Here is a 23773-nt window from a genome sequence, read left to right as displayed (position 1 = left end):
TTCACTGGCGGGACAGGCTAGGCGCGACCCCCGCCGTCCCCAAGCCCGGCGGTGACGAGTCGTGCGCTAGCCATCATTCGACCTTTCAAGCCGACACCCAGAGACGGATGAGTTCCAAAAGCTTGTCCGTATCCACCGGCTTGGGCAGGTAGTCACTGGCCCCCGCGGCCATGCACTTCTCCCGGTCGTCCTTCAGGGCCTTCGCGGTGACGGCGATGATGGGCAGGCTGGCGTACTTCACGTCCTTGCGGATGGCCCGCATGGTCTCGTACCCGTCCATCTCCGGCATCATCACGTCCATCAGCACGATATCCACGTCGCGGTGCTGCTCAAGCGTCTCGATGGCCGCCCGCCCGTTCTCGGCGAAGACCACCTGCATGCCGTGGTTCTCCAGCACGCTGGTGAGGGCGAAGATGTTGCGCATGTCGTCATCGACGACGAGCACCTTCTTGCCCACCACCTCCGACTCCTGCTCGCTGCGCTGCGCCAGGGCCGCCCGCGCGCGGGGAGGCAGGTTCTGGTCCAGTCGGTGCAGGAACAGCGCCGTGTCACTGAGCAACTGTTCGGGACTCTTCGTTCCGCTCTTGAGGATGACGCTGCCGGTGTAGCGGCGCAGGCGCGTGTCGTCCTTCGGCGTCAGCTCCTTGCCCGTGTAGATGACGATGGGCAAGTCCCTGAAGCGCTGCTGCGTCTTCACCTCCTCCACCAGCTTGATGCCGTCCATGTCCGGCAGGAGCAGGTCGATGACGAGGCAGTCGTACTCACCCTCCTCCAGCTTCTGGAGGACCTCCTGGCCGGTGGCCACCGCCGTGACGGCGACGTCGCCGCCCTCGGCGAGCAGGCTGACCAGGCTGTTGCGCTGGACGTCGTCGTCCTCCACCAGCAGCAGCCTGCGCTCCGTGCGCTCCAGGAACTTCGCCAGTTGGTTGAACACCCGCTCCAGGCCTTCCTTGCTGACGGGCTTGGTGAGGTAGCCGAACGCGCCCTGGGCGTTGCCCAGGTGCTTGTCCATGACGCTGATGATGTGCACCGGGATGTGGCGCGTGCGCGGGTTGCGCTTGAGCCTGTCGAGCACGCTCCAGCCGTCGACGACGGGCAGCTGGATGTCGAGCGTCACCGCGTGCGGCTGGAACTCGTTGGCCATGGACAGGCCGGTGTCGCCCCGCGTGGCGACCAGGGCCTTGAAGCCCTTCTCCCGCGCCAGCTGCACCATGATGCGGGCGAACTTCAGGTCGTCCTCGATGATGAGCAGGACGCGGTCACCCTCGCGGATGTGGTCCCGGTCGTCCTCCACCGCGAGCGGCGGAAGCAGCGAGTCCACCTGAGGAGGCGGCAGCGCCGCGTCCAGCACATGGGCGTTCTCGGCGGCGGTCGGCGGCACCGGCACCGGCGAGGGCGTCGGGAACAGGGGCTCCGACGAGACGTGGGACATGCGAGACAGCGGCTCGAGCGGCGAGGGCATGACCGGCATGACCGGCATGACCGGCATGCCGTCGTCCTCGGGGCCCACGTACTCAGGCGGCAGGTACAGCGTGAAGGTGCTGCCCTTGCGCGGCTCGCTGTGGACGTGGATTTCGCCGCCCAGCAGCTTGGCGATTTCGCGGCTGATGGACAGGCCCAGGCCGGTGCCGCCGTACTTGCGCGCGGTGGAGCCGTCCGCCTGCTGGAACGCCTCGAAGATGAGGCGCTGCTTGTCCTTGGCGATGCCGATGCCCGTGTCCGTCACCACGAAGGCGAGCACGAAGCGCGAGCGCTTGAGCACCTCGTGGTCCAGGCGCGTGCCCGGCTCGGCCAGCTTCACCGTCATCTTCACGCTGCCTTCGTCCGTGAACTTGAAGGCGTTGGAGAGCAGGTTCTTGAGCACCTGCTGCAGCCGCTGCGGGTCGGTGCGGATGTGGCGGGGGGCGCCCTGCGCCACCTCCACCGTGAAGGCCAGGTTCTTCTGGTCCGCGACGGGGCGGAAGCTGCGGTCGATGAACTGGTTCAACTCCGACAGGACGATGTCCCGCGGCTCCACCTGCATCTTCCCGGCCTCCACCTTGGACAGGTCGAGGATTTCGTTGATGAGGCTGAGCAAATCACCACCGGAGGCGTAGATGGTGTTCGCGTACTCCACCTGCTTGGTGCTGAGGTTGCCGTCCTTGTTGTCGGACAGCAGCTTGGCCAGGATGAGCAGGCTGTTGAGCGGCGTGCGCAGCTCATGGCTCATGTTGGCCAGGAACTCGCTCTTGTACTTGGAGATGACGGTGAGCTGCTCGGCCTTCTCCTCCAGGCTGACGCGCGCGCGTTCGACCTCGTTGTTCTTCTCCTCGACGCGGCGGTTCTGCTCCTCGAGCAGCTTCGCCTTGTCCTCCAGCTCGCTGTTGCTGCGCTTGAGCGCGTCCTGCTGCTGCGTCAGTTCGCGCGACTGGCTCTGCAGCTCCTGAGTGAGTCCCTGCGACTGCTGCAGGAGCTGCTCGGTGCGCATGTTCGCCATGATCATGTTCAGGACCACGCCGATGCTCTCGGTGAGCTGGTCCAGGAAGATTTGATGGATGGCGCTGAAGGTGTGGAACGAGGCCAGCTCGATGACGGCCTTGACCTCACCTTCGAACAGCACGGGCAGGACGATGATGTTGAGGGGCGCGGACTCGCCCAGGCCGGAGGAGATGGTGATGTAGTCCGGCGGCACGTGGGTGAGCAGAATCGTCTTCCGCTCCAGGGCCGTCTGCCCGACGAGTCCCTCGCCCAGCCGGAACCGGTTGGCGATGTGCTTGCGCTCCCGGTACGCGTAGGTGCTCGTCAGCTTGAGCACCGGCGTGCCGGAGTCGGTGTCCATCAGGAAGAAGGCGCCGTGGTGCGCGGAGACCAGCGGCGTCAGCTCGCTCATGATGAGGCGGCTGACGGCGTCCAGGCTCTTCTGGCCCTGCATCATGCCGCTGAACTTCGCCAGGTTCGTCTTGAGCCAGTCCTGCTCCTGGTTCTTCTGCGTGGTCTCACGCAGGTTGACGATCATCTGGTTGATGTTGTCCTTCAGCGCGGCGACCTCGCCCTCGGCGACGACAGTGATGCTCCGGGTGAGGTCACCCTTCGTCACCGCGGTGGCCACGTCGGAGATTGCGCGCAGCTGGCTGGTCAGCGTACCGGCGAGCTGGTTCACGTTGTCGGTGAGCTGCCGCCACGTGCCGCGCGCACCGGGCACGCGGGCCTGACCGCCCAGTTTTCCTTCGATACCGACTTCGCGGGCCACCGTGGACACCTGCTCGGCGAACGTCCCCAGCGTGTCCGTCATGTTGTTGATGGTGTCCGCGAGCGCGGCCACTTCGCCCTTCGCGTCGACGATGAGCTTCTGGGTGAGGTCACCGTTGGCGACCGCCGTCACCACGCGCACGATTCCGCGCACCTGCGTGGTGAGGTTGGAGGCCATGAAGTTCACGTTGTCCGTGAGGTCCTTCCACGTGCCGGCCACACCGGGCACGCGGGCCTGTCCACCCAGCTTCCCTTCGACACCGACTTCGCGGGCCACCGTGGACACCTGCTCGGCGAACGTGCCCAGCGTGTCCGTCATGTTGTTGATGGTCTCCGCGAGGGCCGCCACTTCGCCCTTCGCTTCGACGACCAGCTTCTGCTTGAGGTCGCCGTTGGCGACGGCCGTCACGACCTTGACGATGCCGCGCACCTGCGTCGTCAGGTTGCGGGCCATGAAGTTCACGTTGTCCGTCAGGTCCTTCCAGACGCCGGACACCCCGCGCACTTCCGCCTGTCCACCCAGCTTGCCTTCCGTGCCGACCTCGCGCGCGACGCGCGTCACCTCCGAGGCGAACGAGTTGAGCTGGTCCACCATGATGTTGATGGTGTCCTTCAGCTCCAGAATCTCGCCCTTCGCGTCGACGGTGATTTTCTTGGAGAGGTCACCGTTGGCGACCGCCGTCGTCACCAGCGCGATGTTTCGCACCTGCGCGGTGAGGTTGGAGGCCATGCTGTTCACGTTGTCGGTGAGGTCCTTCCACGTGCCGGCGACCCCCGGCACCGCGGCCTGACCGCCCAGCTTGCCGTCCGTTCCCACTTCCTTCGCGACGCGAGTCACCTCGGCGGCGAACGCGCGGAGCTGGTCCACCATCGTGTTGATGGTGCTCTTGAGCTCCAGGATTTCGCCCCGAGCCTCGACGGAGATTTTCTGCGACAGGTCGCCATTGGCGACCGCCGTGGTGACCTTGGCGATGTTGCGCACCTGGTCCGTGAGGTTGCCGGCGAGGACGTTCACGTTGTCGGTGAGGTCCTTCCACACGCCCGCGACTCCGGGCACCGCGGCTTGCCCGCCCAGCTTGCCCTCGGTGCCGACTTCCTTCGCGACACGCGTCACTTCCGACGCGAAGCCTCGGAGCTGGTCCACCATCGTGTTGATGGTGTTCTTCAGCTCCAGCACCTCGCCCTTCACGGAGACGGTGATCTTCTGCGACAGGTCACCGTTGGCGACGGCCGTCGTCACCTTGGCGATGTTGCGCACCTGGTCCGTGAGGTTTCCGGCGAGGACGTTCACGTTGTCGGTGAGGTCCTTCCAGACGCCGGACACGCCCTTCACGTCGGCCTGACCGCCCAGCCGGCCCTCGGTGCCGACCTCCTTCGCGACGCGAGTCACCTCGGCGGCGAACGCGCGGAGCTGGTCCACCATCGTGTTGATGGTGCTCTTGAGCTCCAGCACCTCGCCCTTGGCGTCGACCGTGATTTTCTTCGACAGGTCGCCATTCGCGACAGCCGTCGTCACCTCGGCGATGTTTCGCACCTGGGCCGTGAGGTTGTTGGCCAGCAGGTTCACGTTGTTGGTGAGATCCTTCCACGTGCCCGCGACGCCCGGCACCTCCGCCTGGGCGCCCAGCTTGCCTTCGACACCCACCGTGCGGGCGACGTCCGTCACCTGCTGGGCGAAGATGGACAGGGTCTGCGTCATCGCGTTGATGGTCTCCGCGAGGGCGGCGATTTCGCCCTTCGCGTCCATGATGAGCTTCTGGGTGAGGTCTCCGTTGGCGACCGCCGTCACCACGCGCACGATGCCGCGCACCTGGCTGGTGAGGTTGGAGGCCATGAAGTTCACGTTGTCCGTGAGGTCCTTCCAGACGCCGGACACCCCGCGCACTTCCGCCTGACCACCCAGCTTCCCTTCGGTGCCGACTTCCTTCGCGACGCGCGTCACTTCCGACGCGAAGCCTCGGAGCTGGTCCACCATCGTGTTGATGGTGCTCTTGAGCTCCAGCACCTCGCCCTTGGCGTCGACCGTGATTTTCTTCGACAGGTCACCATTGGCGACGGCCGTGGTGACTTCGGCGATGTTGCGGACCTGGTCGGTGAGGTTGTTCGCGAGCAGGTTCACGTTGTTGGTGAGGTCCTTCCACGTACCCGCGACGCCCGGCACCACCGCCTGGGCCCCCAGCTTGCCTTCCACGCCCACCGTGCGAGCGACGTCCGTCACCTGCTGCGCGAAGATGGAGAGCGTCTGCGTCATCGCGTTGATGGTGTCGGCCAGCTCGGCGACCTCGCCCTTGGCCTCCATCTTCAGCCGCTGCGTCAAATCCCCGTTGGCGACCGCCGTCACCACCTTGGCGATGCCACGCACCTGGGTGGTGAGGTTGACGGCCATCACGTTCACGTTGTCCGTGAGGTCCTTCCACGTACCGGAGACGCCCTTCACCTCGGCCTGTCCGCCCAGCTTGCCGTGCGTGCCGACCTCGCGCGCGACGCGCGTCACTTCCGAGGCGAACGAGTTGAGCTGATCCACCATGGTGTTGATGGTGTTCTTCAGCTCCAGAATCTCGCCGCGAGCATCGACCGTGATTTTCTTCGACAGGTCGCCATTGGCCACCGACGTCGTCACCAGGGCGATGTTGCGCACCTGGGTGGTGAGGTTGGAGGCCATGCTGTTGACGTTGTCGGTGAGGTCCTTCCACACGCCAGCGACGCCCTTCACATCGGCCTGACCGCCCAGCTTGCCGTCGGTGCCCACCTCGCGCGCGACGCGCGTCACTTCGGAGGCGAACGCGCGGAGCTGGTCCACCATCGTGTTGATGGTGTCCTTCAGCTCCATCACCTCGCCCTTCACGTCCACCGTGATTTTCTTGGACAGGTCGCCCTTGGCGACGGCCGTCGTCACGTCGGCGATGTTGCGCACCTGGGCCGTGAGGTTGTTGGCCATCAGGTTGACGTTGTCGGTGAGGTCCTTCCACGTGCCGGCGGCGCCGGGCACCTGGGCCTGGGCGCCCAGCTTGCCCTCGACACCCACCGTGCGCGCCACGCTCGTCACCTGCTGGGCGAAGACGTTGAGCGTGTCCGTCATGTTGTTGAGCGTCGCGCCCAGGGCGGCGATTTCGCCCTGCGACGGCACCATCAGCTTCTGGGTGAGGTCACCGTTCGCGACGGCCGTCACCACCTTCACGATGCCGCGCACCTGCGTCGTGAGGTTGGACGCCATGAAGTTCACGTTGTCCGTGAGGTCCTTCCACGTGCCGGACACACCGGGCACCGCGGCCTGACCGCCCAGCTTTCCTTCCGTGCCCACTTCACGCGCCACGCGCGTCACTTCGGAGGCGAAGCCGTTGAGCTGGTCCACCATCGTGTTGATGGTGCTCTTCAGCTCCAGCACCTCGCCGCGCGCGTCCACCGTGATTTTCTTGGAGAGGTCGCCGTTGGCGACGGCGGTGGACACCTCGGCGATGTTTCGCACCTGGGCCGTGAGGTTGTTGGCCATCAGGTTCACGTTGTCCGTGAGGTCCTTCCACACGCCGGACACGCCCTTCACCTCGGCCTGTCCGCCCAGCTTGCCGTCGCTGCCGACCTCGCGCGCGACGCGCGTCACCTCGGCGGCGAACGAGTTGAGCTGATCCACCATCGCGTTCACGGTGGTGCCGATGCGCAGGAACTCGCCCTTCACCGGCTGGCCGTCGATTTCGAGGGCCATCTTCTGCGTCAGGTCGCCTTCGGCCACCGCCACCAGCACGCGAGCGACTTCCGTCGTCGGCTGCACCAGGTCGCCGATGAGCGCGTTGATGGAGTTGATGCTCGTGGCCCAGTCGCCGCGCGCGTCGCCCAGCGACACACGCTCGCCCATGCGGCCCTCGCGGCCCACCACGCGGGAGACGCGCACCATCTCATGCGTCATGGCCGAGTTGAGCGTCACCACCGCGTTGAAGGCGCGGGAGATGTCATCCATCACCGGGAGGGTGGAGAAGTCCGGCAGGCGCACGGAGAAGTCTCCGCCCTGCACGGCCCGCAGCGCGGCCAGCAGCGTCCGCATCGGGTCATCCCCTCGGATGCGCGCACCACCGCCGGGCGTCCTGGCGCCGCCGCCACGACTCCGCGCACCCTCGTCCGCCTGCCTGCCCGCCCCATGAGAGGGCTTCGAGTCACTCGCACGGGTGCGGGTGCGCTCGGCTTCCACGCGGTGGGCCGCGAGGGTGTCGCTGGAGGTCTGCGGGCTGGAAGCCACATCGCTCCGAGGCTGCTTGCGCGTCGAGGCGCGCTTCTTGCCATTGCTGGAGCTGGGAACCTTGGTGTCGTCCACGAGGAGAACCCTTCTGATCGGGATGAACGCCGTGAGCTGTGTTTCACGACGGACGGCCGGGGCGCGAATCTCCTGTGAGTTCGCGGGCTTGTCGATTCAAAGCCCGCCCTGACAGGACGATTTGTCGCCTACTGGACTTCCACTCCGGACTTCCGGACGCCCCGTGTGGAAACCACGGGACCCGGAGCCTTTGTGCAACATGTCAGGGCGGCGGCGCCGTGCAGGGAAAACCGTCACAGCCCTGGACATAGAGCGGCCGGCCGGAGAGCCGGCGAGCAGGGGCCAGACTCCGGTATTCCGGTGCTTTCTCACGCATTCCGGTGCGCACATCGACCGAGAACGACGGTGCCCCGGACGGTGTGCAGCCGATCAACAGCCGGTCCGGTTCATCCAGCCACCACACGGTCTCCACCGCGCAGGGGAGGTCCAGTTCAACGGGGGTGAGGGTGCGGGTGTCGAAGACGCGCAGCAGTCCTTCGGAGAGCACGGCGGCCAGCACGCCGCCCGAGCCCACGGAGAGTCGGCCCGTGGTTCCGGGAACGAGCGTTTGCGCGAGCACCGTGCCCCCAGGCGCCACGGAGACGAGCTGTCCGGAGGCATCCAGGGCCAGCATGCCGTGGGAGTGGCCGGCCAGGGCCATGGGCTCGAAGTCGCCCATGGGGCGCAGGGTGGCGCCGTCCTCGCGCAGCAAGCGGCCCGCGGCGGAGAGCCACAGCCGGTTGTCTCCGTCGAAGGCGAGGGCGAGGGTGCCGGTGAGTTCCCTGCGCGTGGCGGCGTCACCGGGGCCGCAGACGGCGACGGCGTGGGGGCCGTAGACAGCGGCGCGCGTGGCGTCCGGGGAGACGGCCCAGCCCAGCCGGGCTTCGGGGTGGGCCTTGGAGAGACAGTGGTTGAGGGCGCCGAAGTTCGGGTCCGTCGTCGGGGAGGAGACGAGGTAGGGCAGGCTGGTGGTGGCGACGTAGAGGAGGAGGCCCAGCGAGACGGCGGTGGCGAGGGTGAGCGGCCAGGGCCGGAGGCTGCGAGCGCGCGTATTCCTCGCGGACGCGCGTGCGCCCTTCCTTCCCGTGGTCACCGCGCTCTCGCGTCCACTCAAGGTTGAGACCTCGTGACAGTGCTGCCCCGGCCCTCGGCCTCACACGAATAGCGCCCGGCCCGCTTCCGAGCCACCCACCCCGAGGCTGGCTCCAGCACAGCACGGAATCATCACGGGTGCCTGCCTGCTTCGTGCGGAAACCATGACGAACGACGCTCGGGCCCCATGGAAGGTTCTGGGAGATGCGGAACCTGACCGTGTTTCACGTCGTCGTCGGAGTCCTCGTGGGGATGAGCCAGGCACCCACTGCCAGGGCGGAGCCCACGAGCAGCATCTCCGGCACGGTGATTGATGCCCTGAGCCGACAGCCCCTCGGGGATGTCGTGGTGACCGCTTCCGCGTCCGAGCCCCAGGGCGAGTTTACTGTCGTCACGGAAATGGACGGCACCTACCGAATCGAGCCCCTTCCCCCTGGAACGTATGAGCTGCGCTTCGAGAAGGAACAGTTCATCCCACTGACGAGGGACTCGGTCCTCCTGCGAGAAGCGCGTGCCTTGCGCGTGAATGTCGAACTCATCCCCGGGCCCTTGGGTGAGATGCTTGAGTTCCGTTGCTGGACGCTCCCCTCCTTGGACTACGAAAGTACGGGTGTCTCCGAGTCCTTCGACCATCTCATCACCGACCTTCTCCCCATCGCACGGCCCATCCCGGGCAGTGCGATGCGCTCGGTCGACAGGCTTCAGTCCTTGCGTTCGGAAGCAGTCGACACGGACCAGGGGCTCACACTCCTTGGCGCGAGTCCCTCGGAGAACGGATATGTGCTGGACGGCCTCTCCACCCAGGACGGCGTGTTCGGGCGCAATGCCGTACCCCTGAGCCTGGAGCTGCTTCAGTACAATAGGGGTGAGCTGCTGTTCCGTGGACGCATCCCCCAATACGGCCGAGCCACGGGAGCCATCATCGATGCGGGTGATAGCAATTCCGGTAGCAATGAGTTCAACGGGTCCGTATTCGCCCACTGGGCCACCGGATTGCTCCAGGGGCGTCAGCCGGTCCAGGACGGTCCCCATGAAGCGCTCCAGCATATGGGAGAGCTGGGCGCGGTCCTCTCCGGCCCCATCCTGAAGGACCAGCTCTGGTTCTCCCTGGGGCTGATTCCCTCGGTTCAGCGAGTGGAGAGCACTCGCAGGGAGTCGACTCTCTCCGAAGAGGAGACATCCCCTACCGTTCACTTCGACCAACGAGAGCTCCAGGCCTTGGGCCGCCTGACCTACCTGTTCAACGCGTCCAACAGAACGACGCTGACGTTCATCACAATACCAGCCACGCAGCGATGGCATGAGGGGGCGACTGCTTTCGCGCCACGCGCGCTGGAGCGCGACACCCTGTTGCTCGGACTCGGGCACAGCGGGGCGCTGTTGGACAATGCGCTGTTGCTCGACATCGATGCACGCTGGCTTCGACAGCACTTCGCCCAGCGCCCTGCTCCATCCGGGGAAACGGGGGCGGACACAAAGGGCCTCGCCTGTGGCTCAACGCTGTTGGCGCGCTACACCCGATGCGGAGACGAGGAGCACGACACGAATCAATTCCAGGTCCGTGGGTGGGCCCGCCATCGGACGTATCGAGCCCTGGGAATCTCCAAGCTGCAGCAGACCCTGAAGGTGGGGCTCGATGCGGAGTGGTTGGTCCACGAGGCGGTGCAGAGAGTCCCCAGCACGCAACGCTGGCCCCCTCGCGGCCTCCAGGCGGTTCCCCCGAGCATCGCGACCCGGACGAACCGCGACATGGTGAGCGGCTTCGTCCAAGGCTCCTGGGCGTACTCATACTTCCTGACCGTCAACGCCGGACTCCGTTACGACATGCAGCGACTCCTGCCCGCACATGGGGAGACTCGTGCCATCAGCCACGCGCTCTCGCCTCAATTGGGCGTGGTGGTGGACCCCTTCGAGCGTGGCGAGATGCGCCTCTTCGCTCATTACGGCAAGTATCGCGGGCAGACGCTGCTCGGACTGCTCCTTCCCGATGTATCGGGTGAACAGGTTCGCGACGTGGAGGTGGACCCCCATCTGTCACCCGCGTCCACCAGCGAGGCCACACTCGGCGCCGCCGTGGCAGTGCTGCGCGAAACGGTCTTGAGCGTGACCTATGCCCGCAGGGAGCTGGATACGGGACTGGGGCTCATGAGCAACCCGGGAGGCGATGAATGGCGGCTCGTCAATCCCGGGAATGGGTTGGGCTCCGACCTACCCAGGATGGAGCAAACTCATGACGCGGTGACGTTGGAGCTGGCACGAACGGCCGGTTACGACTGGATGGGGCAGGTCAGCTACACGTGGTCGCGCTTCGGCGGCAGTCGTGAGGACCCTCTGAACCACATGCTGCGAGGAACATCCGCCGTGGCACGGCGCACCCATGTCCTCAAGGCCTCCGGGGCAAGGCGGCAGCGATTGACCCCGGCGCTATCAGCCCGTCTGGGCCTGGCCTATGTCGCCGCGTCGGGCACACTCGAGGCAGGACAGCGTGCATCCACGCCTTGGTTGCATGTCGTCGATGCGCGGTTCGGAATGGACTATCACTTCGACCGCGGCAAGGCACTGTCCTTCGACCTCGATGCCTTCAATCTCTTCAACATCCAGACGGAGACGCGGATGACTTCGAGCAGCGATGGCCCCACCGTGGCCCTGGAGCATCAACCACCGAGACAGGTGCGCTTCGGGGCGCGGTACACGTTCTGAGTCCTGGCCTGAAGGCTGCACTGCGCCGAGGCCCATGCGATGGAAGCGCGGCTTGCGGTGGCTGGTGTGTCTGCTGGGACTCGCGGTTGTGGTGCCATTGGCCGCACTGGAGGGCTTCTACAGCCACACGCTCGCGAAGGTCCCTGTCCTTCCCTCCAAGCCCGTGCCTCTTTTCCGACCCGCGGAGCAACTCCGGCTCCGATGGTGGATGAGCATGGAGCGACCTCAGGTGACTCACGTCCAACCCATCTGGCCCTGGACAGTGGCCCTCGGTGTATTGCAATTGATCCCTTTTACAACCGCCTGCTTCGCAGAAATCGAACCCGAGGGATTCGGGCTCGCACTCGATGCCGCGTATCGCTGGAGTGCCGACCTGGAACAGCGCGGCGCCGACCGCATTCGGCCTGGGGAGCGCGTCGCGCTGGCGGTCTGGCTCACTCGCCACTGGAGCGCGGAGGACCTGGTGCTGCACGAACTCCGGCACCGCGCACTCCACGAGCAGCAACAGGGTGTCTTCGACGTTGCCAGGAGTATCTTCGGCAAGGAGTGGGCGGAGCTCGACTTCGCGAGCATCGCGCTGCTCAAGGCGGTCTACGACGCCCCCATGAGACAGGACCCCTGGTGCAATCCGGAGTTCAGCCTCGAGAGTCGCGATTGGTTCCTGCGAGCCTCTCACGCGAACGCGACCATCACCGTGGATGAACTGGAAGAAGCCCTCAGGGCGCGGCCCCTCCTCGCACCACGCCCCGTGCAGTGGCCTCCCTGCGAAGAGACTCGTGAGGGTGACACCTGGGATTCCTCCCCGCCTCATTGACGAGGACGCACCCGCCCACAACAGACACCACTTCTCCGTCGACGCCCGGCTGAGCCCTCCGCGCTCCCCTCCCTTCCTGCTCGCAGGGACGCCGCGCGGACGGACATCACTCCAGATGAATGCGAGCGTGCGAGCTTCCGCGAGGCTCGCTTGTCGCCAGGGCCCCAAGCCTCAACCTTGAGCACGAGGAAAGGACCCCACCATGCGACGAGCGCTCTTCTCCGCGGCCCTGACGTTCAGCTTCTTGATGACTCCCGTTGCCCTCGCGCAGACAGCGGGCGGTGGGTCGAGCGGTGGGTCGTCCGCTCCTGGAATGACCTCACCTCCACAGAACCAGCAAGGCCGAGGTGTCTCGGGAGATACCGGCACGCAGCCACCGGGCACATATGAGTCCGGCAGCTACTCTCCCGTCCCACAGGGCGCCACCGGAGCCGAGGACAACCTCGGTACGCCGAACACGGATTACTCGGGCACGGGTGGCTCCGGAAACACGAACAACACCCCGGCCTCGAACCAAGGCGCTGGAAACCAAGGCTCTGGAAATGACGTCCCCAGCGGCAGGGCGCCCCCCACGCAGGGAGGCACCGAACCTTCCGACGCGGCGGGTGACGCGCATGGCGGCAGCGCGGAGGCCGCTTCCTCGGGGAAGGACCTGAGCCCGAAGCAACTGACTCGTGAAGTCGCGATGCTTCGCTCCGATGTCCTGCGCCTCCAGCGACAGGTCAACGCCCTGCGCGGCCCGCACTCGGACAAACAGGACGAAGGCACCGGCGGCTCGGGACAGGCGGCCTCGGGACAGGCGGGCTCGGGACAGGCGACCTCGGACCAGAGCACGCCCCCCAAACAGAGCGCGTCCCCGGAGCCCGCGCGGGACACGGGGGCGGACCCCGAGAAGACCGTGGTCGCCAACGTCGTCATGCGCGGACAGGTGGCCTCGACCTCGAAGGGACGCGTCGTGGTCCGAGACGCGGAGACCGGAGACCTCTACAACCTCCGCGTCGGCCAGAACACCCAGGTGGTCCGCAACGGACAACGCATCTCACTCGAGAGCCTGCCCCAAGGCACCGCCGTCCAGGCGGCCTTCAGCCTCATCGCCGACGGCAGCACCAACGCGACCCGCATCCAGGTCGCCCCGAGCCCGAGTCCAACTCCGCGCTCACGCTGAGCCGTCACCGCTCGCGAACGAAACGCTCGATGCGCTCCATCGCCAGCTCCATCTTGTGGCGCGCGGAGCTGTTCGCTGAATGCACCCGGACACGCGGAGGAACAAAGCCCCGCGTGGCCACTGCTTCCTCGAGCCAGAGCAGCACGTCGTAGCCCGTGCCGTGCTCATCGTCTCCAAGGTCATGGTCGAGGCTGAGCTCGACCACCTGCCCACCTTCGAGCAACGCGATGGCCTCCTCCGGCCACCGCACCGCCACCCAGCCCTCCGGCGTGGGCCTCTCGTCGTCCAGATAGACCTTCATCGAAGGGCCTGCTCCACCGAAGACCTCAGCGCTCCTCGTCCTTGGACGACTTGCTCTCCGCGAGCTGCCGCATCTTCGCGGCGAAGGGGCTCTCCCCTTCCGCGCGATTGGGCCCGCCCGCCAGTCGCTGGCGTCGAGTCATCGCCAGTGGACCTTCCGCCGGGCCCTCGAGCGCTTCCTTCTCGTAGCGGTCCTGCCCTCCGAGCGCGCGCCCCACGGGACGGGCGGAGGCAACGCGACGATTGGTATCCACGGGCATGACGGGACCTCCAGCAGTGGCGACGTGTCCCGTTCTACCCCACCCGCGCGCCGCTCGCAGCCCCCCACGTCTCCTCGGGCGACTCCAGCGCCGCGCCCACGTGCCGCAGCACCTTCGCCACCACCTCCACGTCGAGCGCCCGCGCGTCCCACGTACACGTCAGCGTCATCATCCGCCCGGGAACCAGCTCGCCCGCCTCCACCACCGGCACGGACCGCACCGCACCCGGCGCGAGGATGAGCGGCACCCGCGTGTACGGCACCGTCGCCACGAAGCCGCGCTCCAGCCCCAGCGAGCCCAGGCTCGTCACCACCACCGAACCAAACGGGTCCCTGGGCATCCCCACCCAGCGCAGGTCCACGTTCAGCGTGAACCAGACGAAGGACAGGAGCCGCAGGGCCAGCCCCATGAACATCCCGGGGATGCGATACGAGCGACGCTTGCCCCGCTCGATGACCGCGTCCTTGCGCGAGCGCACCTGGGACACGACGGCCTCCATCGCCCGCGCGAACTCCTCCAAGGACAGGGTGTCCGCCCGAGGCACCGTGGCCGTCGTCAGGTCCGCCCGTCCCGACTCCTCGGGCTGCACGACGAGCACGCACACCCCCACGTCCACACGCAGCGAGGGCGCGCCCCAACGCAGGAGCACGTTGGCCTCGGGGTGCAGGCGCAGCGCATCCGCGGACGCCTTGGCCACCAGGTGTGTCACCGTGAGTCGCTGTCCGGTGCGAGCCCGCCACGCCTCCAGGAACGCGACGGCCTTCTCCATGCGCACTTCGAGGGACGCATAGGCGCTCGGGTCCTTGGGCGAACGCCACGCCCCCAGGGCGAGCTTGCGGAAGGCACCTGGCGGCGGTGCCGGCTTCAGGTCGAGTTCCACGGCGGGTGTCCGGCTTCGCACGGAGCCCGGTCGCCTGCAACCCTGCGCCGCGCACCCCACCCTGTTAGACAGGGGGCCGCTGCTGGAAGCCCCCTCTCACCGAGGCACCCGACATGACGCCCCTTGCCCTGGCCCTGTCCCTCGCCCTCCAGGCCGCGCCGGCCCCGCAGAAGGCCCCGCCGCCGAAACCCGCTGCCCCCGCCAAGACTGTGTCCACTCCCACGACGCCCGAAGACCTCACCGCCTCCACCCGCGCCTGGCATGAGCAGCGCATCCAGCGACTCCAGTCCGAGGAGGGTTGGTTGACGCTCGTCGGCCTCTTCTGGCTCAAGGAGGGCGAGCAGACCGCCGGCTCCGCACCCGAGAGCGAACTGGACTTCCCGGCCGGTACGCCCGCGAAGCTCGGCACCTTCACTCGCAAGGGCAACACCGTCAGCTTCCAGCCCGCGTCGGGTGTGCAGTTCACGCGCAACAACGCGCCCTTCACCGGGGGCGAGCTGAAGACGGACGAGAAGGGCTCTCCGGATGTGGTGAAGCTCGGCAGCCTCAACTTCCAGGTCATCCTCCGAGGCGACAAGCTGGGCGTGCGAGTGAAGGACTCGCAGGCGCAGGCGCGCAAGCAGTTCCACGGCATCGAGACCTATCCGGCGAGCCCCACGTGGCGCGTCACCGCGCGCTTCGAGCCCTCGGCCACGCCGCGCACGCTCCAGGTTCCCAACGTGCTGGGCACCACGGAGGAGATGAAGGCGCCGGGCACGCTCGTCTTCACGGTGGACGGCAAGGAGTACCGCCTGACGCCGGTGGAGGAAGAGGGCTCCAACCAGCTCTTCATCATCTTCGCGGACGAGACGAACCGCGATGCGACGTACGGCGCGGGCCGCTTCCTGTACTCGGACATGCCGAAGGACGGACAGGTGGTGCTCGACTTCAACCGCTCCTACAACCCGCCCTGCGCCTTCACGCGCTTCGCCACCTGCCCGCTGCCTCCGCGTGGCAACCGCCTGGCCCTCCGCGTGGAGGCCGGCGAGAAGCGCTACGGCGACCACTGAGGTCCAGGGAGCTGTTCATCCCGCCGTGCCCACCGGAACAGGCCACGAGCCGACACACCCCGTCCGCTCGTGGCCCGTGACTGAGTCAGTGCACGCTGGACGGCTGCTCCGAAGTGGCCTCGCGCCCGCGCGGTGATTCCAGGCGTGGGGCGATGCCCTGGGCCACCTGTCGCAGCAGCGCCTCAGTGAAGGCCGGCAGGTCCCCCGGGTTGCGCGAGGTGATGAGGTTGCCATCCTCCACCACCTCGCGGTCCACCCAGCGCGCGCCCGCGTTGATGAGGTCCGTGCGGATGGAGGGCCACGACGTGAGCGTCATCCCATCCGCGATGTCCGCCTCCACCAACATCCACGGCGCATGGCACACGGCCGCCAACGGCTTGTCCGCGCGGTAGAAGTCCCGCACGAAGCCCACCATGTCGATGTCCATGCGCAGGTGGTCCGGTGAGTAGCCCCCCGGAATCACCAGCGCATCGAAGTCCCGGGACGACACGTTCCGCACGGCCTTGTCCGGGGTGATGACCTCCTTGCCCTTCTTGCCCTTCACGGGCGTGTCGGCCTCCACGCCGATGACGACCGCCTCGTGCCCCGCTTGCTTCACGCGGTCATACGGAATGCGGAACTCGGAATCCTCGAAGTCGTCGGCCAGGATGAACGCGATGCGCGCCATAGGACGTCTCCTTGTTGCGAATGGACGGGTTGTCCCGTGCGCTCAAGGTGCCCACGCGCCCCGTGGCGACACAGGCGCGCCTCCGCGCTCGGCCCGCCCGCCTGCCCACCCTCCCGACGAGGGACGCCTCCCCGAGCGTCCTCACCCTCACGTCCGCCATCCGCCACGCTGGCGCCCCCACCCGACCGCGGACATTAATCGCCCCATGCGCGCCTCTCGCCTGCTCGCCTCCGCCCTCGTGGTGCTCGCCATGTCGGCCTCCGCCTGTCGCAAGAGCCAGTCCCAGGGCACCGCCTCACCCGAGGACTGCGTGCGCGTCGCGGACGACTGGGGCCCTGATGGCGCCGTGCCCATCACCGTGGACGTCGTCGCCGAGGGCCTGGAGGTCCCCTGGGGCATCGCCTGGCTGCCGGGTGGAGACGCGCTCGTCACCGAGCGACCCGGTCGCGTGCGACTGCTCAAGGCCGGCGTGCTCCAGCCCCAGCCCGTGGCCACCGTGCGCATCACCCGCGCCGCGGAGGGCGGCCTGCTCGGCATCGCCGCGCACCCGGACTTCGCGACGAACCGCCAGTTCTACGTGTACGTCACCACCGACGCGGGCGGCCAGGACGAGAACCGCGTGGAGCGGTGGACGCTCTCCGAGGACCACACCACCGCGACGTTCGACCGCGTCGTCTTCGGCGGCATCCCCTCCGCGACGTACCACGACGGAGGACGGCTGCGCTTCGGCCCCGACGGCATGCTCTACGCGGGCACCGGTGACGCCCGCGAGCCGGACCGCTCGCAGAACGTCAATGACCCGGCGGGCAAGCTCCTGCGCCTGACTCCCGAAGGACAAATCCCCCAGGACAACCCCTTCCCCGGCTCCCCCGCGTTCCTCACCGGCATCCGCAACCTCCAGGGCTGGGACTGGAAGGATGCCACCACGCTGTACGTCACGGACCACGGCCCGAGCGGCGAGACGATGCGCCGGGGGCACGACGAGGTGAGCCTCGCCCGTCCTGGGAGCAACCTGGGCTGGCCCGGCATCTACTCGTGCGAGCTTCACGCGGGGCAAATCACGCCCTCGCTCACCTTCGCGGACGCGATGCCTCCCGGGGGCGCCGCCCTCTACACCGGCACCGCCATCCCCGAATGGACGGGCTCGCTGCTGGTGGCCACGCTGGGCTCGCGGCACCTGCACCGTGTGCGGTTCGCCGCTGACAACCCCGCCCGAGTCACCCTCCACGAGGTCTACCTGCGCGACACGTACGGCCGGCTGCGCGAGGTGAGCATGGGTCCGGACGGCCACCTGTACGTCACCACGAGCAACTGCGATGGGCGTGGGGACTGCGGGGCGAAGAAGGACCTCATCCTCCGCCTGAGGCGCTGAAGCCCGCGGCCAGCCGGCCTCTCAAGATGGGGTCGTGACCTCGCTCTTCCGTTCTGGAAGACTGCGCGCCGTGCACTTGGAGATGCCTCTCGTCATTGGATTGATGGTGGCTGCCATCGTCCTGGCCATCGCCGCCAAGCGGGCGAACATGCCCTACAACGTGGCGCTCGTGGTGGGAGGCCTGCTCATCTCGGTGGGCAACCTGCTCCCCGGCGTGCCGCCACTCAACCCGGAGGTGGTGTTCCTCGTCTGCCTGCCGGCGCTGCTATTCGAGGGCGGCATCACCGCGGACCTCAATGGCATCCGCGCCAATGCCCTGCCCATCCTCATCCTGTCCACCGTCGGCATGGTGCTGGCCATTGGCGCCACGGGCACCGCGCTGCACTACCTGGTGGACCTGGCCATCTGGCCCGCGCTGCTCCTGGGCGCGCTGCTGGCCGTGACGGACACCGTCTCCATCCTCTACGCGTTCCGTCGCGCCCCGGTGCCGCCGCGCCTGTCCGGCATCATCCAGGGCGAGAGCCTCTTCAACGACGGCACGGCGCTGGTGGCCTACGCGGCCATCGCCAGCGTGGTGGCGGGAGCAGCGGCGCCGTCGCTGCCGATGTTGGCCGCGCGTGTGTTGCTCGCCTCGGCGGGTGGCGCGGTGGTGGGACTCGCGGTGGGCATGCTGGGCGCCTTCGTCATCCGCCGCACCGAGGACCCGCTGGCCGAAATCATGGTGACGACGGCCGTGGCCCTGGCCTCGTTCGTGGTCGCCGAGCAGATTCACCTGTCGGGTGCCATCTCCGCCGTCGTCGCGGGACTGGCCGTCGGTGTCGGGCTGCGCAAGGACGTGTCCCCGCAGAGTCGGGTGGCCATCCACTCCTTCTGGGAGTACGCCACGTTCGGGGTGAACACCTTCCTGTTCCTGGCGGTGGGGCTCACCACCAAGCCGGAGACGCTCAGCGGCTACCTGCCGGAGACGGCCATCGCGGTGGGCTGTGTGTTGGGCGGGCGCGCGGTGGCCATCTACGGGCCCTTCCTGCTCCTGCGGCTCATTCGTCCGGCGGAGGCGGTGCCGCCGCGCTGGCAGCACGTCTTCATCGTGGGCAACATCAAGGGCGCGCTCTCCATCGGACTCGCGCTGGGTCTTCCGGAGACGACGCCGGGCCGCGAGAAGCTGGTGGCCATCGCCTTCGGCGTGACGCTGGTGTCGCTGGTGGGCCAGGGATTGGTGCTTACCCACGCGTTGAAGTGGCTGGGCCTGTTCCAGCAGGACGAGGTGGCGCTGGCCATGTCCGAGCAGCGCGGCAAGCTCATCGCCAGTCGCGCGGCGCATCAGGAACTGGCGTCGCTGCATGAGCAGGGATTGGTGCCTCGGGCCGCGTATGACCACCTGCGCAGCGAGTACCAGGTGAGCATCGCCCGCGCGGAGCGCGAGCTGCGGCGGCTCAATGACCATCACCTCGCGCAGGGTGCAAGGGACCTCATCGCCATGCGGCGTCGGCTCATCGACGCGGAGCGCACGGCGCTGCAGGTCGCGCGCAGGAGCGGCCTCATTCCCGAGACGACGGCGGAGCACATGCTGGCGCAGTTGGATGAGCGGACACTGAATCTGGAGAAGGTGTTGCACGGAGCGCACGGCGACGAGCCGGCAACGGAGCCCGGGAGGAAGGCGTCGTGAAAATCGTCATCGCGGGTGGGGGACGGGTGGGCAGTGTGCTGGCGTCCCGGCTGGTGGCCGAGCAGCACACCGTGACGGTCATCGAGAAGGACGCGAGCATCTGCACGCGGCTCTTCGAGGAAGTGGGCGTGGTGGCGGTGTGCGGGGACGCGACGAGTCCGCAGGTTCTTGAAGCGGCGGGAGTGGCGTCCGCGGACGTGGCGGCGGGGGTGCTGGCGAGGGACCCGGAGAACCTGGCGTTCGCCATGCTGGTGCGCAGCATGTCCCCCGCGCGCATCATGGTGCGCATGCTGGACACGAGCTACCGCGAGGCGTACCGGCTGGCGGGAGTGAAGGAGCTGGTGGCGGAGGCGGAGGTGGTGGTGGCGAAGATGACCACGGCCATCGACTTCCCGCAGGTGGCGGGCTCGCTGCCGCTGGGCGACGGTGACACGGTGCTGTTCGAGCTGGCGCTGCCGTTGCGCGCGCGCGTGGCGGGACAGACGGTGGCGCAGGTGCGGGCCATGGAGGGCTTCCCGCGCGAGTGCATCTTCATCGGCATGGTGGACCCGCAGGGCCGCGCGGCGCTGCCGGATGGGAGCACGGTGCTGAAGGCGGGGCACACCATCATCCTCGTGGCTCGACGCGCGCAGCTCGCGGAGGCGGTGTCGTTCCTCACGGCGGAGCCAGTGGGGACGACAGGCGCGGCGGCGCTGGCGGCGACGCTGCGCAAGGTGGACTTCCTGGCGCCGTTGAATCCGGAGGAACTGGAGACGGTGGCGCGCGGCGCGGAGCACCTCCAGTGGCCGGCGGGCACGGAGCTGTTCCGACAGGGCGACGCGGGAGAGAGCTTCTACGTGGTGCTCGCGGGCGAGGTGCAGCTCAGGGACACGGGAGGACAGGCCGTGGCCACGGTGAAGCCGGGAGGCTTCTTCGGGGAGCTGGCCCTGCTGACGGGAGAGCCGCGCACGGCCACGGCGGTGACAGCCACGGCTTGCGAGCTGGCGGCGGTGGGCCGCGAGGACTTCCGCAGCGTCGTCATGGCCAACCCGGGCGTGGCGCTGGAGATGAGCCGCATCCTGGGAGAGCGGCTGTCGCGCGCGCAGGGAGGAAAGGCGCCCACCAAGCGCTGGGGCCTCTTCGGCCGGTAGCGCCCGCGAGGGTGGTGCGCACGAAGCATCAGGGCGTCTCCACCCCGGAAGCCTGGCGTCGCGCCTTCCATGGGCCGAGGCCCAAGGGTTGCTGGGCACACGGTGCCGTGCCCAACAACACCGCGCGAGGCCCTCAGCCCTCGTTCAGCTTCTTCAACAACCGCTCAGCCTGTTCCCGGACGACGCCTTCACCCAGCGCCTGCGCACGCTGCGCATGGTGGATGCACGCGGCGCGGTCGGTCAGAAAGGTGGCCACCGCCACGTTGAGGTGCGTCGTCGCGTCCTCGGGATGCGCGGCCAGCGCCCGCTCCAGGAGCGGCTTCGCGCGAGCGTGTTCGTCGTCCTGCATCAAGAGCAACGCCAGGTCATTGACGGGCCCCAGCTCGGTGGGCACCAGCGCCACCGCCTCCTCCAGTCGCCGACGAGACTCCGCGCGCTCACCCAACGCGCCATGCATCTGCGCCAGCGCCTGCAACGTCTGCCAGCTCCTGGGCGCCAGCCGCAGCGCCTCCTCGAAGAGGTCCTTCGCCTCCGCGAAGCTGCCCGCGCTCATCACCGCCAGCCCGTGCATGTACACGTAGTTGATGTGCGTCGGCTCCAGCTGGCGCAGCTCCAGCACGGTGCGCTTGGCGCCCTCGGGACTGCCCCCAGACAGGTACAGCTTGAAGAGGTCCTCCAGCACCGCGCGACGAAGGCCTCCCTGCGCCTTGTCCAACGCCTGCGTGCCCGCCTGGATGCCCAACCCCAGCGCCCCCTGTGCCGAGTGCGCGCGCATCAACATCAGCAGCGGCATCGCCTCCTGCGGCGCGCCCTCCGCCGCCTTCTGGAAGTGCGTCACCGCCGCGGCCGGCGTGCCCTGCTGCAGATGGATGCGCCCCAGCTCGAAGTGCGTGTGCGCGCTGTCGGGCGCCACCTGGAGGGCGGACTCATACGCGGCCCGCGCGCCATTCAAGTCGCCCCGGTCCAGCAACAGGCCGCCCAGGTTGAAGCGCTCGAAGTAGCCCGACGTGGGGGCCGCGGCCAGCACCTTGAGTGCCTCCAGCGCCTCCGCGTTGCCCGCCTGGGCCCTCAACATGGCGAGGTGCGCCTGCCCCTCCGCATGGTCCGGCTTCGCCTTCAGGAGCCGCAACGCCGCGGCCTCCGCGTCGCCCGCCGCGCCCGTGCTCAGGTACGTCCGGACGAGTCCCAGCAGACAGTCCACGTCGTTCGGGTCGATGGCGAGCCCCTTCTGGAAGCTCTTCACCGCGTCCTGGGGCTGACCCACCTGGAGAAACCGTCCGCCTTCCCGAGCATGCGTCGATGACATGCTCCGGGTTTATCACGGGGTGGCGAGCCCCGGCAGCCCGAGGAAGGGCCACCCCCGAGCCTCCGCTCACAGAGCGATTCCACGACACTCAGCGACGCAGCGCCGCCGCCGCGATGCCCGGCATCTTGAGCCAGGACGGGGACCGCTCGAACTGGACCAGCCTCCGCCCCAGGTCACGCACGCTCCGGTGTCCAGGGACCCACGGCGGGGCGAGCAGGCTCGTCAGCGGCGCGCGGAGGACGGACTTCTCCACCTGCTCCAACATGAGGCTGTTGTGAACCCAGCCCTGGCCACTCTGGATGTCCTGGGGCGTCGAGGACGGATGCCCACCCCAGGGCAGCGAGACGAGCGCATAACCCGCCGCGGGCCAGGTGTTCACCGCCACCGTGCCATACCGCAGCTCGCGAATGGCCTTCTCCAGCGCGGCCGCCACGGCCGGGTCCTTCAGCGAGCGCGGGTGGATGATGAGGGTGGCGTTCAGCGTTCCCCACACCTTGTCGTTGAGGAACGACACCGCGCTGTCGAGGAAGGCCACCGGGTCATCCGCGCCGGGCAACCCCGTCTCCGAGAGCACCGTGCACCAGGGCTCGTGACGGAAGACGCGGTCCTCGGACTGGCGCGAGTCCACGTCCGGAATCAACGCGAAGGGCAGCTCGCCCACGCCCGCGTGGCCCACCTGCCGCAGTTGGGAACGCCCCTCGGTGAACTGGCGCCAGCGCTGGTCCGCGCCCGGGTAGTACGCGCGTCGCACGGCGGCCTTGCCCAGGCTGACCTCCACCGCATCCACGACGTGCTCGCGCGGCTTCCAGGCCTTGGGCTGCACCAGCAGCTTCGCCGCGTTGCAGTTGAAGGACGCGTTGTTGGCCACCATGCCGGCGATGCTGTCCGCCTGGAAGCGCAGCTCCCCTTCCGAGTACGGCCCCGGCACCACCACCACCGGCGAGATGTTGCCCAGCTCGCTCGTGAAGGGCTTGCGCAGCAACGGCTCGTTGCGCGCGCGACGGGCCTCCGCCTCCGGACCCGGCGGCCCCCACACCAGCGCGTCATGCGTCTTGTCGCTGCCGGTGATGTGGACTTCGTCCACCGCCGCGTGCCCCACCAGCACCGCGCCCTCCTCCGCGCCGCCGTACACCACGGCGAAGACATCCCGCCGCGCCAGCGAGGCGAAGGCCTGCTCCAGCATGGGCCCCAGGTAGGCGTTCACCGGGTTCATCTTGAGGACGCACGCGGCGCCCTCGACGAAGAGCTTGTAGAGACAGTCAGCGGGCGGAATCGAGTTGACGTTGCCCGCGCCGAGCACCGCGCACAGGCGTCCGTCGTGTGGCTTGCGGTAGAACGAAGCCTGGTGCTCGCGGAGGTTGCTCGCCGTGACGCCGGGGAGGAAGTGGACCTCCCCCTCGGCGTGAGGCAGCAGCATCCCCTCGAGCGCGTTCATCGGGTAGATGCGCGCCGCGAGCCTTCCGTCCTCCAGCGTGCGCAGGCGAGAGGCCGGGATGCGCGGGACACCGTGACGTTGGATGTCTCGCAGGGAGGCGGCCAGCAGGCGCAGGTTGCGCACCACCACCATGGGCCCGGCCAGCCATTCCTCGCCAGCCAGGGGGCTGTTCGGGTCGATTCCCTTCGCCTCACACGCCGCGCGCACGCTCGGCTCGGCGATGGCCATGTAGCCACGGCTGAGGTCCTCCAGCAGCGAGAGTCGTTCGGGAATCCCGAGCTTCACCCACGCTCGCGAGCCTGCCTTCACCCGCTGGATGATGGTCTCCAGCGTACCGGTGGGAGTACTGCGGGGCGTGGCGGCGAGGCTCATGGGGACCTCCGGCAGCGGACGGGCTCCTCAAGGTAGAGGAGCGCCAGCCCGCGCG

The 23773-nt window shown here is 68.1% G+C and carries 15 protein-coding genes; 7 read left to right on the top strand and 8 right to left on the bottom strand.

Features of this window, described 5'->3' with window-relative positions:
• Positions 1-85: 85 nt before the first annotated feature.
• Together HUA75_RS14610 and HUA75_RS14605 are read right to left on the bottom strand one after the other, a co-directional pair.
• Positions 86-7264, bottom strand: coding sequence for a HAMP domain-containing protein (locus HUA75_RS14610; protein WP_217446117.1), 7179 nt, complete (start codon positions 7262-7264; stop codon positions 86-88).
• Between the two features lie 469 nt (positions 7265-7733).
• A complete protein-coding gene (locus HUA75_RS14605; protein WP_174454094.1) occupies positions 7734-8624 on the bottom strand; it encodes a hypothetical protein in 891 nt (296 codons plus the stop codon).
• 182 nt (positions 8625-8806) lie between these two features.
• On the opposite strand from HUA75_RS14605, the gene HUA75_RS14600 reads away from it, so the two are divergent.
• From HUA75_RS14600 to HUA75_RS46670, 3 genes are all read left to right on the top strand, one after another.
• Positions 8807-11302: a TonB-dependent receptor gene (locus HUA75_RS14600; protein ID WP_174486741.1), complete on the top strand. Its 2496-nt coding sequence runs from the start codon at positions 8807-8809 to the stop codon at positions 11300-11302.
• Positions 11303-11516: 214 nt separating this feature from the next.
• Positions 11517-12116, top strand: coding sequence for a transglycosylase domain-containing protein (locus tag HUA75_RS14595; RefSeq protein WP_174486740.1), 600 nt, complete (start codon positions 11517-11519; stop codon positions 12114-12116).
• A 202-nt stretch (positions 12117-12318) separates the two neighbouring features.
• Entirely contained in the window at positions 12319-13281 is a 963-nt protein-coding gene (locus HUA75_RS46670; protein ID WP_254627573.1) for a hypothetical protein, read from the top strand.
• Between the two features lie 4 nt (positions 13282-13285).
• Here HUA75_RS46670 and HUA75_RS14585 read toward each other — a convergent pair whose 3' ends face one another.
• From HUA75_RS14585 to HUA75_RS14575, 3 genes are read right to left on the bottom strand one after another with little or no spacing between them, the layout of a single operon-like run.
• The gene (locus HUA75_RS14585; protein WP_141646814.1) at positions 13286-13582 is read right to left on the bottom strand and encodes a cyclic-phosphate processing receiver domain-containing protein; all 297 of its coding nucleotides are present in this window, start codon (positions 13580-13582) and stop codon (positions 13286-13288) included.
• A gap of 25 nt (positions 13583-13607) precedes the next feature.
• Positions 13608-13841, bottom strand: a complete 234-nt coding sequence (locus HUA75_RS14580) for a hypothetical protein (protein ID WP_141646813.1) — start codon at positions 13839-13841, stop codon at positions 13608-13610.
• 34 nt (positions 13842-13875) lie between these two features.
• Entirely contained in the window at positions 13876-14721 is an 846-nt protein-coding gene (locus tag HUA75_RS14575) for a 2-oxo acid dehydrogenase subunit E2 (protein WP_174486739.1), read from the bottom strand.
• A gap of 113 nt (positions 14722-14834) precedes the next feature.
• On the opposite strand from HUA75_RS14575, the gene HUA75_RS14570 reads away from it, so the two are divergent.
• Positions 14835-15770 carry a DUF1684 domain-containing protein gene (locus HUA75_RS14570; protein WP_174486738.1) on the top strand — a complete coding sequence of 312 codons (936 nt, stop codon included), beginning with the start codon at positions 14835-14837 and terminating at the stop codon, positions 15768-15770.
• A gap of 85 nt (positions 15771-15855) precedes the next feature.
• Here the strand turns inward: HUA75_RS14570 and HUA75_RS14565 are convergent, their stop codons facing one another.
• Positions 15856-16437 (bottom strand): type 1 glutamine amidotransferase domain-containing protein, encoded by a 582-nt coding sequence (locus HUA75_RS14565; RefSeq protein ID WP_174454087.1) that lies wholly within the window; start codon positions 16435-16437, stop codon positions 15856-15858.
• A gap of 205 nt (positions 16438-16642) precedes the next feature.
• On the opposite strand from HUA75_RS14565, the gene HUA75_RS14560 reads away from it, so the two are divergent.
• From HUA75_RS14560 to HUA75_RS14550, 3 genes are all read left to right on the top strand, one after another.
• Positions 16643-17809 carry a sorbosone dehydrogenase family protein gene (locus HUA75_RS14560; protein WP_174486737.1) on the top strand — a complete coding sequence of 389 codons (1167 nt, stop codon included), beginning with the start codon at positions 16643-16645 and terminating at the stop codon, positions 17807-17809.
• A 70-nt stretch (positions 17810-17879) separates the two neighbouring features.
• Positions 17880-19475 carry a sodium:proton antiporter gene (locus HUA75_RS14555; RefSeq protein ID WP_246137899.1) on the top strand — a complete coding sequence of 532 codons (1596 nt, stop codon included), beginning with the start codon at positions 17880-17882 and terminating at the stop codon, positions 19473-19475.
• Entirely contained in the window at positions 19472-20605 is a 1134-nt protein-coding gene (locus tag HUA75_RS14550) for an NAD-binding protein (RefSeq protein ID WP_174486736.1), read from the top strand. Before HUA75_RS14555 ends, HUA75_RS14550 begins: the two co-directional genes overlap by 4 nt.
• 133 nt (positions 20606-20738) lie before the next feature.
• Here HUA75_RS14550 and HUA75_RS14545 read toward each other — a convergent pair whose 3' ends face one another.
• Together HUA75_RS14545 and HUA75_RS14540 are read right to left on the bottom strand one after the other, a co-directional pair.
• The gene (locus tag HUA75_RS14545) at positions 20739-21911 is read right to left on the bottom strand and encodes a tetratricopeptide repeat protein (RefSeq protein WP_174486735.1); all 1173 of its coding nucleotides are present in this window, start codon (positions 21909-21911) and stop codon (positions 20739-20741) included.
• 88 nt (positions 21912-21999) lie between these two features.
• Positions 22000-23718, bottom strand: a complete 1719-nt coding sequence (locus tag HUA75_RS14540; protein WP_141648247.1) for an aldehyde dehydrogenase — start codon at positions 23716-23718, stop codon at positions 22000-22002.
• Between the last annotated feature and the right edge of the window lie 55 nt (positions 23719-23773).

Source organism: Myxococcus sp. CA040A (assembly GCF_013336725.1).
Lineage (GTDB): Bacteria > Myxococcota > Myxococcia > Myxococcales > Myxococcaceae > Myxococcus > Myxococcus llanfairpwllgwyngyllgogerychwyrndrobwllllantysiliogogogochensis.
The sequence above is the reverse complement of the archived record's forward strand: the minus strand, read 5'-3'. Positions and strand labels throughout refer to the sequence as shown.

Excerpts from the sequence above, each read along its gene's own strand:
- HUA75_RS14610 (WP_217446117.1), bottom strand. The coding sequence starts at position 7,264 with ATGCGGACGCTGCTGGCCGCGCTGCGGGCCGTGCAGGGCGGAGACTTC.
- HUA75_RS14600 (WP_174486741.1), top strand. The coding sequence starts at position 8,807 with ATGCGGAACCTGACCGTGTTTCACGTCGTCGTCGGAGTCCTCGTGGGG.
- HUA75_RS14595 (WP_174486740.1), top strand. The coding sequence starts at position 11,517 with ATGGAGCGACCTCAGGTGACTCACGTCCAACCCATCTGGCCCTGGACA.
- HUA75_RS46670 (WP_254627573.1), top strand. The coding sequence starts at position 12,319 with ATGCGACGAGCGCTCTTCTCCGCGGCCCTGACGTTCAGCTTCTTGATG.
- HUA75_RS14585 (WP_141646814.1), bottom strand. The coding sequence starts at position 13,582 with ATGAAGGTCTATCTGGACGACGAGAGGCCCACGCCGGAGGGCTGGGTG.
- HUA75_RS14580 (WP_141646813.1), bottom strand. The coding sequence starts at position 13,841 with ATGCCCGTGGATACCAATCGTCGCGTTGCCTCCGCCCGTCCCGTGGGG.
- HUA75_RS14570 (WP_174486738.1), top strand. The coding sequence starts at position 14,835 with ATGACGCCCCTTGCCCTGGCCCTGTCCCTCGCCCTCCAGGCCGCGCCG.
- HUA75_RS14565 (WP_174454087.1), bottom strand. The coding sequence starts at position 16,437 with ATGGCGCGCATCGCGTTCATCCTGGCCGACGACTTCGAGGATTCCGAG.
- HUA75_RS14560 (WP_174486737.1), top strand. The coding sequence starts at position 16,643 with ATGCGCGCCTCTCGCCTGCTCGCCTCCGCCCTCGTGGTGCTCGCCATG.
- HUA75_RS14545 (WP_174486735.1), bottom strand. The coding sequence starts at position 21,911 with ATGTCATCGACGCATGCTCGGGAAGGCGGACGGTTTCTCCAGGTGGGT.
- HUA75_RS14540 (WP_141648247.1), bottom strand. The coding sequence starts at position 23,718 with ATGAGCCTCGCCGCCACGCCCCGCAGTACTCCCACCGGTACGCTGGAG.